This window comes from Bacillus sp. LB7 (assembly GCF_030449715.1).
In the GTDB taxonomy this organism is placed as follows: Bacteria; Bacillota; Bacilli; order Bacillales; family Bacillaceae; genus Bacillus; species Bacillus paralicheniformis.
In genome coordinates this window covers 24,914-37,308 of sequence record NZ_JASGCA010000002.1, presented here as the reverse complement: position 1 = coordinate 37,308, position 12,395 = coordinate 24,914, and the positions used below count along the sequence as shown (strand labels likewise).

Below are 12,395 nucleotides of genomic sequence, written 5' to 3'. Positions count from 1 at the left end.
TACTCATTTAAACACTCAAAAGAGTGCATTTCAAGTCACGATCCAATATGTTAACGCTTTCACAAAGAAATTATTATTTTCTGAATATAAAAACAGATCAGAGAATATAACTTCTCTGATCTGCTTATCTTTTTTCAGCCTGAAACCAGTTGTCGAGTTTGGCTGTCATTTTCAGCATCGCATCCTGATTGGAGAATGACGGAACTTGCGCGAGCAGGACTTGTTTAGGCGCTTTCGCCTGTTCGCCATGCTTTTGTAAAACCAAAATGCTCTTTGCGTGTGCTTCATCTTTGAAAATGGACAGCGGAAGCTGAAGCACTGCATTAATATGCGCGTTGTCCTTTAAAAAGGTGCGCAGTTTTTCGCTTTGGCTGCTTTCAAACAATTGGTTCGGTATCATAAAAAATAAATATCCGCCCGGTTTTGTATAGGTCAAGCTTTGTTCAATAAACAAATGGTGTGAAAAAGAATGGCCTTCATCTGCCTTTAATTCGAAAGCACTCGCGCTTTCGTCATCAGGATAATATCCGACGGGAAGATCGCAAATGACCGCATCAGCAGGCTCCATAAAAATCGGCTGCAGGCTGTCCTGGTTAAAAAGCTCGATTTCTTTTTCCTGCAGGTTTGCCTGGACATAGGCGAGCTTGATCAGGACGTCATCAATCTCTGAACCGAACGCTTTTCCCGCTTCCCCGGCCAGCTGGTTCAAGACGGCAAGCAGCAGATTTCCAGTGCCGACCGCCGGATCAAACAGCGTCAATCCTTTTTTGGGTCCCATAAATTTGTTCACAAGATATCCGATAAATAAACCGATCGTATCGGGCGTCATCTGCCGGTTCGGATGGGGAATATCTTTCTGGCCTTTCAGGATGGCAAGCTGGAAGGCTTTCCGGATCGCTTCATGGCTGCATTCTGAAAAGCGCGCACGGGCGAGCAGATCCTTCACGTTTTGTTCGGCTTTTTCGGAAAGCCCGCGGTCCGCAGAACTTGTAAAGAATGCCTCACCTGCTTCCACCAATCCTTCTATGTAAGGGATCTGCCGGTCGCGTGCGATGACTTCTGCTCCTTTGTCGAGCCATTCATAAATCGTTTCGACTGGATAGTTTTGCATGATGATGTCTCTCCTTATCAAAAAATCAAAGCCATGAAAAGAGCTCCGGCAAGATGATCACCTGGAGCCCTTTTATGAGTTGAATTTACTTAACGAGTGATTTGGCAGCTTCGATGGCTTTGTCGTAGTCCGGGTGGTTTGTCGCTTCGCTCACGTATTCAGTGTAGACGACTTTTCCGTTTTCATCTAACACAAATACGGCGCGGGCAAGCAATCTCAATTCTTTAATGTAAACCCCGAATGCTTCCCCAAAAGACATTTCCCTGTGATCTGACAATGTTTCCACATTTTCAATTCCGTTTGCTCCGCACCAGCGCGCCTGTGCAAACGGAAGGTCAGCGCTGATCGTATACACTTTCACTGCACCGAGGCCTGCGGCTTCTTCGTTAAAGCGGCGTGTCTGTGCGTCACAAACCCCTGTATCGATAGACGGAATCACCGAAATAACGGCTGGTTTGCCTTGAATGTCTTGAAGCGTGACTTCCTCAAGCGAATTGGACAAAACCGTGAAATCAGGCGCCTGGTCTCCGACTTTCACTTCTGAACCCACCAGTGTCACCGGGTTTCCTTTAAATGTAATTGAAGCCATCATCATTCCTCCTTCATTTATGTATGACTCTACTATAAAAGAGTTTAGGACAAACTGCAAAGCTTAAGTCCGGCCGAGACAAAAAAAGTTAACTGCTGCAGGAACAGTTAACTTCTGTGGCCGGAAAGCTGAAGCTTTTAAAATGGAGGCGTCTGGTTTTGGCGGTTCATATTTTGCTTCTGCTTATCGTTTTTCTTAAACATATGCTGAATCCGTTCGATCGTTTGCGGAGCTGAGTCTAAAATCTTATCGATGACGTGCGTGTTTTCATCCAAATGCAGTATTTTAACGCCTGATGATCCGACAATCAAAAAAGCAATCGGCGTAATCGATACGCCTCCCCCGCTTCCCCCGCCAAACGGGAGCTTCGATTCTTTTCGTTCGCGATCTCCATCGCTCGCTTTGGATTCGGCCGGTTTATTTCCGCCGAACTCGCTTCCGCCAGCCGCAAAACCGAATCCCACTCTGGAGACGGTTAGGATGACGCTGCCGTCAGGTGTTTCTACAGGATCTCCGATAATGGTATTGACATCGATCATTTCCTTTAAATTTTCCATTGCGGTTTTCATCAAACCTTGAATTGGATGTTCAGCCATATTCCATTCCTCCTATACTGATGAATCATTCTTTGTTGAACCTGACAGATTTTTTGGCAGCTTAAATAAGCCGCGCATTTTCCCTTTCCAGTTCATCACGATTCTAAAAGCTGCGGTTATAGCATGGCCAACCCGAAAATGGAATATACATGTCAGATGCGTTTTGGAGGAACGGCTGTTAAAGGCTGGAATCACTTCGTATTCCGGCTGGCTGTCAAAGCAAAAAAGCTGATGTAGGAGAGCCATCGTGCCGGCTTTCAGAGACCAGGCGCCTCCCGTGACGATTCCGGTTAAAGCGGCATCAGGAAAGCCGAGAACCGAGGTCCATTCGAGCTTCGTGACGTGAATCCGCTTCATAAACCGGCGGATAAGCGGCTGCAGATTGATGACCTGCTCCGTCAATTTTTTGATTTGCTTCATATTATCGAGCACTTCCCGATAGCCGACTTTTCTCCTCTTTTTATCGTTTTTTAGAGCCGTATTCGTCTGTTCTTTCACATCAACGGTCATATCCTGCTGATTGATTTTAATCACCGGAATTTCCTTTTTGAAGCGCAGAAGCCCAAAACCTGTTCGAACTTTGACGGTGAGCCGGTCGTCATCGTCTGTATGAAGATATTCGATCGCTATGCGGATTTTCATCATCATGAACGCTGCCAAAAGAATGAATACTCCCGCAATCCATATGTAAATCATGATTTCACTTCCTCTTATACTAAGCATTATAGGAAGAAATTTAATAAAATAAACATAGCCGGAGTTCCGCTGATTCCAGGCCGCAAAAAACCCGGCTGTCTTTTAGCAGCCGGGTTTGATACGCTCAGTCTTTTTTTCGATACAGGTTTTCATGAATAACCGCCGTGTCCGCAAAGAAATCGTGAATCCCCTGTTTCTTTGGCGAAAATGCAGCAACGAGATACGTAACATATAAACTGTTGATATAGCGGCCGATAAGCTCCCTAAACAAGATCACATCCCATGTCAGCCCTTTTTCCGGGACAAGCGACACGACCTTCAGCCCGAATACCATCTTGCCCAACGTCTGTCCAAAATATTTCGTCATCAGGACAAAGTAAGCAAAAAATACTGCCGCCGTCACAAAAGAATAAAGCGAAAAAGTGAAAAACCCTGATTCTTTTGGGAGATTCAGCAGGCTGAAAACAGGTGAAACCGCTAATTTGTTAATGCTGCCGATAACAATTCCGTCGAGCAGAAAGGCAAACAGCCTGATCCAAAAACCGGCATAGGCATGCTCTGCATGCGGGGCCGATTCTTCCCTGGAAACACCGGCGTCCGGTGATAATTCATTATGATCCTTTCCATCATAAGTCACATCCATTTTTTCGGTCCCCTCCTATTTAGCGTATAAATACATGAGTCTCGGTGCGCCGGATTGAGAAATTGCTTCTTTAATGTTTAAGAAATCAGCTTCGCTTTTAAACATCTTATTTGCAGTCATCGAAAACAGCGACGCAAGGCCGGCCGATTCTTCATAGCTGACAACAGATGCTCCGGCAAGGTTTTTATGGTCTTTTTTCATCGCTTTGACCGCATCCTCATAGTAGCCGAGCTCATCAATGAGATGGTTCTGTTTCGCCTGGCGGCCGTCATAAACGCGTCCGTCGGCAATTTTTTTCACGTCATTTTCGGACATGCCGCGTCCTTCAGCTATAACATCGACAAATCCTTCGTACGCGTCATCGACCATTGACTGCATGATTTCTCTTTCTTTTTTCGTCATATCGCGCGTCGGTGACATGATGTCTTTAAACTCACCGCTTTTAATCGTTTCTGTTTTCAATCCAAGCTTCTCTGCAAGCTTGCTGTAGTTAAGGCTTTCCATGATGACACCAAGTGAACCCGTCAGCGTGTCCGGCGCTGCAAAGATTTTGTCGGCAGGCGTTGAAATATAATAGCCTCCAGAAGCAGCCATCGAGCCCATTGATACGTAAATCGGTTTCGTATCTTTTTTGATCTCTTCAAGCTTCTTATGTATTTCGGCGCTCTCGTATACTCCGCCTCCAGGGGAATCGACGCGCAGAACAATACCTTTTACGGCAGAATCGTCTTTTGCTTTTTCAAGCATTTGCAAAAACGATCTGTGGTTATAGCCTTCAGAGCTGAACAAGCCAGAAGCGCCGCCATTGTCGGAAATCGTTCCGTTCACTTCAAGCACGGCGATTTTTCTTGAGCTGTTTCCTTGTTCAAGCACCGTTTCTTCCTGGGTGTCGTTGAGGCCAAACTGCATCTTTCCGTCATTCCCCATCGTGTCAAATACTGCTAGCAAAAGGCTCACCACCGCAGATAACGCAAAAACGCCCAGCGCGATGACAAGTGCGATCCATCTTTTCGCATTCATTTTGTCTGTTCTCCTCCTTTGAATAAAAAAAGCTGCATGTCTTAGTACGTATATGAAGAGAAAAAGTTCAGTATGATACCGCTTCATATACAAGAAGTTTTTGGACATGGTAAACTAAGGGTCACAGGTCATTTTAACATACATGTTAGATGGCAGAAAAATCTAAACTTAACAGACAAAGGGGAGAATGATTGTGACAGACCGCCGGAACATTTATTTCTTTTACAAAAAAAGCGAAGAAACCGACGAGCAGTGCAAAAAACTGAAACAGCTTGCCGAAGAACACGGATTTCGCGTCGTTCACCATCACAATGAAGCCAATATTATCGCAAGCATCGGCGGCGACGGGACATTTTTGCAGGCGGTTCGAAAGACGAATTTCAGGGATGACTGCCTGTACGTAGGCGTAGCAAAAAAGGGGAAAGCTCATTTGTATGCGGATTTTAATATACATGATACCGATAAAATGATTGAAGCGACAAACTCTGAACAAATCGAGGTCAGAAAATATCCGCTGATCGATGTAACCGTTGACGGGACAAGATTTCAATGTCTGAATGAGGTATCCATCCGTTCAAGCATTATTAAAACATTTGTGATGGACGTCTATATTGATGATCTTCACTTTGAAACATTCCGCGGGGACGGAATGATCGTGTCCACTCCGACCGGAAGCACCGCGTATAACAAATCGGTTGAAGGGGCCGTCGTCGACCCGCTGCTTCCATGCATACAGGTGACAGAGCTCGCTTCATTGAACAACAACACATACAGAACGCTCGGATCGCCGTTTATTTTAAGTGCGGACCGAAAGCTGACATTAAAAATCGTCCAAGACGGGAACGACTATCCGATCATCGGCCTTGATAACGAAGCCTTCAGTACGATGCATGTAAAAGAAGTCGAAGTCAGCCTCTCCGGCAAGATGATCAAAACCATTAAATTAAAAGACAATTCGTTTTGGGAAAAAGTAAGGCGGACATTTCTATAATTTTGAAAACCTTTTCATTAAAAAAGAGCGGGATGTTCTTCCTGCTCTTTTTTGCGGGCGCTTATAACGCAATTTTCACTTCCGCATTCATGCCGGGCAGCACTTTGGCGGACGGATTTTGAATCGACGCAACGAATTGACTCAAAAGTGCTCCTCCTTTCGGTTTGTATGTTTCATATTACAAGTTGTATTATGCATCCTTCTTTCAATAAATCAACTGATTCAAAAGAAAAAGGCTGATGATCGTCTGATCAACAGCCTTTAGCCGCTTATTTGCTCCACTTTTTAAAATCCTGATTCAGTCTGATTAAATGAGTTTCCAACGTGCTCAGTTCTTCTTTTGTCCAGTCTTGAAGAACCTCCGTGTAAACATGATAGCGGGCCTTTTGCACTTTTTTCAGAGTATCAATGCCCTCCGAAGTCATTTCCACAAGGCTGATCCGGCCGTTGTTGGGATCAGGAAAACGCCTGATGAGCTTTTTCCGTTCCAATGCTGCAACCTGTCTGCTCGCTGTCGAAAGATTCAGCATTAAGGTTTCAGCCAGCGAGTTGATGGCAAGAGGACTTTGCTTATCAAGTTCGCTTAACAGCAGATATTCCGAGCGGTCCAGACTTCCAAACCGCGGACTGTAGGCCGTCGTCAGACGGACTAAAAGCGCGATTTCTTTCTCGATGTTTCGGAGTGAGTCATGCCCCAACGGATATTCCCCCCTCTTGTGTGGTTATTCAGCTTTCGTTTTAAGAGCGATTTCCCGCTGTCTTAGTTCAAAGCGCTTGATTTTCGCCGAAGGCGTTTTCGGCAGTTCATCGATGAATTCTATCTCCCGGGGGTATTTATAAGGGGCCGTCATGGCTTTTACATGGTTTTGCAATTCCTTTGTCAGTTGTTCATTTCCGCGGGATCGGTCCTTTAAGACAACGTATGCTTTCACGATCGATCCCCTGATTTCATCAGGGCTTGCCACAACAGCACATTCTTTGACCTCAGGATGCTTGATCAGCGCATCTTCAACTTCAAACGGGCCGATTGTATATCCTGAGCTGATGATTACATCGTCATTGCGGCTTTCAAACCAGAAATAGCCGTCTTCATCCTTTCGCGCCTTATCCCCTGTTATAAAGTAATCCCCTCTTCTTTGGCGGAGCGTTCGTTCTTGATCTTTGTAATATTCTTTAAAGAGTGCCGGCGTGCTTAAGTGGACGGCAATATCGCCCGTTTCGCCCGGCGGACAGCTCTTTCCATTCCCGTCTATAATATCAACCAGGTTTCCAGGCGTCGGTTTTCCCATGCTGCCAGGCTTGATTTTCATTCCTTTTAAAATCCCCACCAACAGCGTGCTCTCCGTTTGTCCGTAACCGTCCCGCACAGCAATATGAAAATGCTTTTTAAATGTATCAATGACTTCCCTGTTCAACGGCTCCCCGGCCGAAACAGCGCTGTGCAGAGAAGACAGGTCAAAGCGGGACAAATCATTGACTTTCGCCATGAACCGATACTCTGTCGGAGTACAGCACAGCACATTGATTTGATGGCGCTCAATCAGCCGCAAATACGTTTCCGGCGTAAATTTCCCGTGATAGATAAAACCTGTTGCACCGCTGCCGAGCACTGCTAAAAACGGGCTCCATACCCATTTTTGCCAGCCCGGCCCCGCTGTCGCCCAGACGAGATCCCCTTCTGAAATATCAAGCCATGCGGAAGCTGTCGTTTTTAAGTGAGCATAAGCCCAGCCGTGTGTATGTACAACTCCTTTTGGCTGACCGGTCGTGCCTGATGTGTAAGATAAAAATGCGATGTCATCGCGTGATGTATCAGCCGCTTGAAAATCCGCTGCAAAGGCCTGATTCATTTCTTCAAGCAGGTTGATCCACCCTTCGCTGCTTTCCCCGACGGCAAATAACGACAGCTCATCTTTTGCTTGAACATCCAGAAAAGCATCAAGAAATGCTGAATATACGACGGCTCCTTTGACGCCGGCATGCTTGATCCTGTAATCCAAGTCTTTCGCCCGGAGCATTTCGGAACATGGGATGACCACCATTCCGGCTTTTAAAATCGCCATGTAGACGGCATACGTCTCCGGGATCCGCGGCATCATCACGATAAGCTTGTCACCTTTTTTCAGTCCAGAACGGGTCAATATGCTGCCGATTTTGTAAGCCTTTTCAATCAATTTTTCATATGTCCATGACACTTGACGCCCTGATTCATCTTCCCAGATCAAAGCGGTTTTATCACGGGAAGATTTAAATTTTTCAATTTCATCAACCGCATTATACTTTTCCGGCGCAATCAAATCTTCTCTTCTCAACCCTTTCATCTCCTTGTCTTGTGCCATCTTTTTATTATACATAATCCTTTCATACAATTGTATTCCGAAATGCCTATTTTGCAGAACATAAAAAAGAGTGGGGATTAAACCCCACCCATTATCCATTGCTTTTTAATTTTCATTATTGATGTGTTCCACCCATTTGCTGTTGAGCGAAAGAAACTAAACGCTTAGTGATTTCTCCTCCAACTGAACCGTTTGCACGAGAAGTAGTTTCTGCTCCAAGGTTAACGCCAAATTCAGAAGCGATTTCGAATTTCATTTGGTCGATAGCTTGAGCAGCACCAGGAACCAATAGTTGGTTAGAACTGCTTTGTCTGTTGTTTTGAGCCATGTGTTCTCACCTCCTTGTGAGTATAGATTGTGTAAAAACACATGACTTCATACAAAGAATGTTTGGTAATTGTATGCAAAAACAGACAAAGGCGTTTGATCGAATATTCCTTTAGAAAAAGTCCGCAAATTGATCTTTCGTTTCCGCTTTGCTGCTCAAAACAATCGTTTCCGTGTTCTCCACAGCTTCGCTGATGAGCGGTTCGAAATCTGTGTAGCTTTCAAAGTGTTCGATTTTTTCTTTTTTCGGACGCGTTTTCGGCGCAGAAGGCGTGAAGATCGTGCAGCAGTCTTCGTACGGACGTATGCTGATATCGTACGTATCGATTTCCTTCGCTTTTTCGATGATTTCCGTCTTATCCATGCCGATTAAAGGGCGCAAAACCGGCGTGCTCGTGACTGCGTTGATGGCATACATGCTTTCGAGCGTCTGGCTTGCCACCTGACCGAGGCTTTCTCCTGTAAAAACGGCAAGCGCGTTATGACGTTCGCGCAGTTTGTCGGCGATCTGCAGCATCAGCCTTCTGGTCGCCGTCATGGAATAGTTTTCGGGAATCTGCTTTTGAATGAGCTCTTGGGTTTTCGTAAACGGAACGATATGAAGCTTGATGTCTCCGCCGAAAGCCGTAAGGCGTTTAGTGAGATCGATCACTTTTTGCTTGGCCCGCTCGCTTGTATATGGCGGGCTGAAAAAGTGAACGGCTTCGATCTCAAGCCCGCGCTTCATGGCATAGAATCCGGCAACAGGGCTGTCAATTCCGCCGGAAATCATAAGCATCGCTTTTCCTCCGCTTCCGACCGGCAGTCCGCCCGCACCTTTTTCATCCCGGAATGTCAAATACGTAGCATCTTCCCGAATTTCGATCCGCAAATGGATGTCCGGGGAGTGAACATCAACGGTAAGATCATCTGTGTTGCGCAAAATGTGTCCGCCGATTTCGGCATTCATCTCATTTGTATTTAATTCAAACTGCTTATAAGCCCTTTTCGTCGATACTTTAAAGGTATCTCCAGGCTTGTATTGTTCTTGAACAGACGCGAGCGCCGTCTCTTTAATGCTTTCCAGGTCTGTCCGGCATTTCACGGCAAGACTGAACGATTGGATGCCGAAAACGTTTTTCAGACGGGCCATTACGGCTTCCGCGTCTTCTCCGTTTAATACGAGAGTCATCCTGTCACGTGTTGACTCATAACGGACGTTGCGGAAATCGCGCAAGACCATTTTGATATTTCTTTTCAGGCGATCGACAAAAAGCTTTCTGTTCTTTCCTTTTGTTGAAATTTCGCCAAATCTGATTAAAATATAGTCTTCATTCATTGTCTCTCTACCTCATAATTCCTTTTAGTTTGTGTAAACTTTCTTTTAAGGCCGTCATAAACGGGCCGACAAGCTCCTGATTGTCCCGGTACGTCATGCTGATTCTGATGCTGCTTGCCGCTGCATCTTCACCTTTTCCCATTGCTAAAAGCACCTTGCTCGGCTTATGCTGTTTTGAAGAGCATGCTGATGTCGTCGATACGAAAATATCCCGCTCTTCTAGCATATGCAAAAGGACCTCGGCCTTCAATCCCGGCACGGAAAAATTAATGATATGCGGCGCGCTGTTTTCTTCCGGCGTATTTAATATAACACCTTTTAGCTCTTTTAGCTCCTTGATAAAAGCCGATTTTGCCGCCTTTATTTCTTCTATATAATGGTTATAATCCTGTTTTGACATATTGATCGCTTTTGCAAGCGTAACAGCGCCGGCGGTATTTTCAGTTCCGGCACGCCTGTTGTTCTGCTGTTCTCCTCCGGAAATCAAAGGAAAAAGCGAAATCCGTTCGTTCAGAATGAGCGCTCCTGTTCCTTTTAAGCCGTGAAATTTGTGGCCCGATATCGTACAAAGGTCAATGTCTGACCCGGAGATGTCCAGCGGAACCTTGTTAATGCCTTGAACGTGATCAACGTGAAAGTATGCCCTTGTGTTTTCTTTTACGATTTTGCCGATGTCTTCCACAGGCTGGATAACGCCTGTTTCATTGTTGACGTGCATAATGCTCACCAGAATCGTGTCTTTGCGGAGCGCTTGTTTCAGATCTTCAAGCGAAACAAATCCGCGGCCGTCGACAGGAAGATATGTAACCTCAAAGCCGAAAGCCGTCTTCAGCTGCTCCAAAGATTCCGTCACAGACGGGTGTTCAATGGAGGAAGCAATGATATGTTTTCCTTTTTGCATATGTGCCAAAGCAACGCCTTTCAACGCCATGTTGTTGGCTTCTGAAGCGCCTGACGTAAACACGATATCATGACTTTTTAGCGAAAGCGCCGTTTTGATCTGTTTCCGCGCTTCTGAAAGCAATTGATCCGCTTCAATGCCGTGGCGGTGCAGCGACGACGGGTTGCCGAAGAAGCGCTGATTTACTTGTTCATAAATTTGTAATAATTCAGGATATGGTTTTGTTGTTGAACTATTATCAAGATAAATCATGATCTACTCCTTTAAAAATGAACGTTCTTTTTCATGACTGTATATGTTATCATATCAACTTGTAATTGAAAATTAAAAATAAATGTTTGACTTCTCTGATTTTTAAAATATAATAGTCTTTGGACTTTTGTCATATTATATCACGAAAATAAATTGACAGAAAATTTAAACAAAAATCAGGAGGTTCTTTTTAATGAAAACTTCACTATCCGCTAAGGAAACGACGGCGATTGGACTTATGCTGTTCGCCCTCTTTTTCGGAGCGGGAAATATGATTTTTCCTCCCCAGCTCGGTCAAGCTGCCGGAGAGAATGTTTGGCCGGCTATCACCGGATTCTTGCTGACAGGCGTCGGTCTTCCGCTGCTCGGCGTCATCGCGGTTGCTCTAAAAGGAAGTGCAAAAGGCCTAGCTGACAAAGCCCATCCGGTCTTCGGCACGATATTAATCGTCAGCATTTATTTAACGATCGGACCTTTGTTTGCTATTCCGAGGACAGGAAATGTTTCATACGTCATAGCGGTGGAGCCGTTTTTAGGGAAACAGTCATCAAGTCTTTATCTGTTTATCTTTACCCTGATATTTTTCGGAATCACTTATTTCCTGGCTTTAAACCCAAGCAAGCTTGTTGACCGCATCGGTAAAATTTTAACACCGATATTATTGACTGTAATCGCGATATTAGTCATCAAAGCGTTTATCACCCCGATGGGCAGCATCGGATCTGTGACAGAGGCCTATCAATCCGCACCTCTGTTTGTCGGATTTTTAGAAGGGTATAAAACGATGGATGCGATCGCTTCAATCGTATTTGGAATTGTCGTTATTACCGCGATTAAAGACCGCGGCGTTACAAATCCAAAGTCAATCGCCGCTTCATGCATCAAAGCGGGGATAGTCGCTGCAGTCGGTCTCGGACTCGTTTATGTTTCTCTCGCTTATTTAGGGGCGACAAGTGTTGAAACCGTCGGTTCGCTCAACAACGGCGGCGAAATATTGTCCAAAGCTTCCGCGTATTTGTTCGGCTCGCTTGGAAATGCCGTACTCGGTATCGCGATCTTGTTCGCCTGCCTGACGACGAGCGTCGGACTCGTTTCTTCTTGCGGAGAGTATTTTTCAAAGCTGATTCCGAAGCTTTCTTACAAAGCTGTTGTCATCATCGTGACGCTTTTCAGCCTTGTGATTGCCAATTTCGGATTGACAGAAATCATCTCGTTTTCAGTACCGATTCTGTCGGCGATTTATCCGCTTGCGATCGTCGTCGTATTGCTCTCATTCATTGACAAGCTGTTTGCTGAACGGCGCGAAGTCTATATCGGCGCCCTTATCCCGACTGGAATTTTAAGCATCATCGACGGATTAAACGCGGCGAAAATTCCGCTGGGTCCGGTTAACGATATCTTAAAAGCGAACATCCCGCTGTTCAGCATGGGTGTCGGCTGGGTCATTCCGGCTGTTATCGGCGCGGTGATCGGTTACATTGTGACGTTTTTTATCGCTTCGCCGAAAGACAAATTAAAGAAAGTCAGCTGATCTTTGCTAAAAACCGGCTCTGTTTTTAAACAGGGCCGGTTTTTTTATCTTTTCATTGCAGCTTTAGACAAAAAAACCCGA

At 45.3% G+C, this 12,395-nt stretch carries 13 protein-coding genes; 2 read left to right on the top strand and 11 right to left on the bottom strand.

Going from position 1 to position 12,395, the window contains the following annotated elements:
- Positions 1–124: 124 nt before the first annotated feature.
- From QMZ64_RS02715 to sppA, 6 genes are all read right to left on the bottom strand, one after another.
- Positions 125–1,111, bottom strand: a complete 987-nt coding sequence (locus QMZ64_RS02715; RefSeq protein ID WP_265625949.1) for a class I SAM-dependent methyltransferase — start codon at positions 1,109–1,111, stop codon at positions 125–127.
- Positions 1,112–1,196: 85 nt separating this feature from the next.
- Positions 1,197–1,700: a thiol peroxidase gene (gene tpx, locus QMZ64_RS02710; RefSeq protein WP_265625948.1), complete on the bottom strand. Its 504-nt coding sequence runs from the start codon at positions 1,698–1,700 to the stop codon at positions 1,197–1,199.
- 137 nt (positions 1,701–1,837) lie between these two features.
- Complete coding sequence (ytfJ, locus tag QMZ64_RS02705) at positions 1,838–2,296, bottom strand: GerW family sporulation protein (RefSeq protein ID WP_152848358.1); 459 nt, start codon at positions 2,294–2,296, stop codon at positions 1,838–1,840.
- Positions 2,297–2,308: 12 nt separating this feature from the next.
- Entirely contained in the window at positions 2,309–2,992 is a 684-nt protein-coding gene (locus tag QMZ64_RS02700; protein WP_265625946.1) for a DUF2953 domain-containing protein, read from the bottom strand.
- Between the two features lie 124 nt (positions 2,993–3,116).
- Positions 3,117–3,635, bottom strand: a complete 519-nt coding sequence (locus QMZ64_RS02695) for an RDD family protein (protein WP_265625944.1) — start codon at positions 3,633–3,635, stop codon at positions 3,117–3,119.
- A 15-nt stretch (positions 3,636–3,650) separates the two neighbouring features.
- Complete coding sequence (gene sppA / locus QMZ64_RS02690) at positions 3,651–4,655, bottom strand: signal peptide peptidase SppA (RefSeq protein ID WP_301441122.1); 1,005 nt, start codon at positions 4,653–4,655, stop codon at positions 3,651–3,653.
- A 193-nt stretch (positions 4,656–4,848) separates the two neighbouring features.
- On the opposite strand from sppA, the gene QMZ64_RS02685 reads away from it, so the two are divergent.
- Positions 4,849–5,646, top strand: coding sequence for an NAD kinase (locus tag QMZ64_RS02685; protein ID WP_243942657.1), 798 nt, complete (start codon positions 4,849–4,851; stop codon positions 5,644–5,646).
- Positions 5,647–5,915: 269 nt separating this feature from the next.
- On the opposite strand, the gene QMZ64_RS02680 is transcribed toward QMZ64_RS02685, so the two are convergent.
- The 5 genes from QMZ64_RS02680 to QMZ64_RS02660 all read right to left on the bottom strand — a co-directional run bounded on the left by QMZ64_RS02680 (position 5,916) and on the right by QMZ64_RS02660 (position 10,783).
- Positions 5,916–6,344 carry a MarR family winged helix-turn-helix transcriptional regulator gene (locus tag QMZ64_RS02680; RefSeq protein ID WP_020452586.1) on the bottom strand — a complete coding sequence of 143 codons (429 nt, stop codon included), beginning with the start codon at positions 6,342–6,344 and terminating at the stop codon, positions 5,916–5,918.
- Between the two features lie 24 nt (positions 6,345–6,368).
- Positions 6,369–7,967, bottom strand: coding sequence for an acyl-CoA synthetase MbcS (gene mbcS / locus QMZ64_RS02675; RefSeq protein ID WP_265627910.1), 1,599 nt, complete (start codon positions 7,965–7,967; stop codon positions 6,369–6,371).
- Between the two features lie 133 nt (positions 7,968–8,100).
- Positions 8,101–8,313 carry an alpha/beta-type small acid-soluble spore protein gene (locus tag QMZ64_RS02670; protein WP_065643628.1) on the bottom strand — a complete coding sequence of 71 codons (213 nt, stop codon included), beginning with the start codon at positions 8,311–8,313 and terminating at the stop codon, positions 8,101–8,103.
- Positions 8,314–8,424: 111 nt separating this feature from the next.
- The gene (gene thiI, locus QMZ64_RS02665) at positions 8,425–9,630 is read right to left on the bottom strand and encodes a tRNA uracil 4-sulfurtransferase ThiI (protein WP_065643627.1); all 1,206 of its coding nucleotides are present in this window, start codon (positions 9,628–9,630) and stop codon (positions 8,425–8,427) included.
- Positions 9,631–9,637: 7 nt separating this feature from the next.
- Positions 9,638–10,783, bottom strand: a complete 1,146-nt coding sequence (locus QMZ64_RS02660) for a cysteine desulfurase family protein (protein ID WP_243942650.1) — start codon at positions 10,781–10,783, stop codon at positions 9,638–9,640.
- 193 nt (positions 10,784–10,976) lie between these two features.
- Here QMZ64_RS02660 and brnQ point away from each other — a divergent pair, with 193 nt between their 5' ends.
- Complete coding sequence (gene brnQ, locus QMZ64_RS02655) at positions 10,977–12,314, top strand: branched-chain amino acid transport system II carrier protein (RefSeq protein ID WP_243942648.1); 1,338 nt, start codon at positions 10,977–10,979, stop codon at positions 12,312–12,314.
- Positions 12,315–12,395: the final 81 nt, after the last annotated feature.

Bases quoted from the DNA above. Each gene is read 5' to 3' on its own strand.
- QMZ64_RS02715 (WP_265625949.1), bottom strand. From the start codon at position 1,111: ATGCAAAACTATCCAGTCGAAACGATTTATGAATGGCTCGACAAAGGA.
- ytfJ (WP_152848358.1), bottom strand. From the start codon at position 2,296: ATGGCTGAACATCCAATTCAAGGTTTGATGAAAACCGCAATGGAAAAT.
- QMZ64_RS02660 (WP_243942650.1), bottom strand. From the start codon at position 10,783: ATGATTTATCTTGATAATAGTTCAACAACAAAACCATATCCTGAATTA.
- thiI (WP_065643627.1), bottom strand. From the start codon at position 9,630: ATGAATGAAGACTATATTTTAATCAGATTTGGCGAAATTTCAACAAAA.
- QMZ64_RS02695 (WP_265625944.1), bottom strand. From the start codon at position 3,635: ATGGATGTGACTTATGATGGAAAGGATCATAATGAATTATCACCGGAC.
- QMZ64_RS02670 (WP_065643628.1), bottom strand. From the start codon at position 8,313: ATGGCTCAAAACAACAGACAAAGCAGTTCTAACCAACTATTGGTTCCT.
- sppA (WP_301441122.1), bottom strand. From the start codon at position 4,655: ATGAATGCGAAAAGATGGATCGCACTTGTCATCGCGCTGGGCGTTTTT.
- tpx (WP_265625948.1), bottom strand. From the start codon at position 1,700: ATGGCTTCAATTACATTTAAAGGAAACCCGGTGACACTGGTGGGTTCA.
- mbcS (WP_265627910.1), bottom strand. From the start codon at position 7,967: ATGAAAGGGTTGAGAAGAGAAGATTTGATTGCGCCGGAAAAGTATAAT.
- brnQ (WP_243942648.1), top strand. From the start codon at position 10,977: ATGAAAACTTCACTATCCGCTAAGGAAACGACGGCGATTGGACTTATG.
- QMZ64_RS02700 (WP_265625946.1), bottom strand. From the start codon at position 2,992: ATGATTTACATATGGATTGCGGGAGTATTCATTCTTTTGGCAGCGTTC.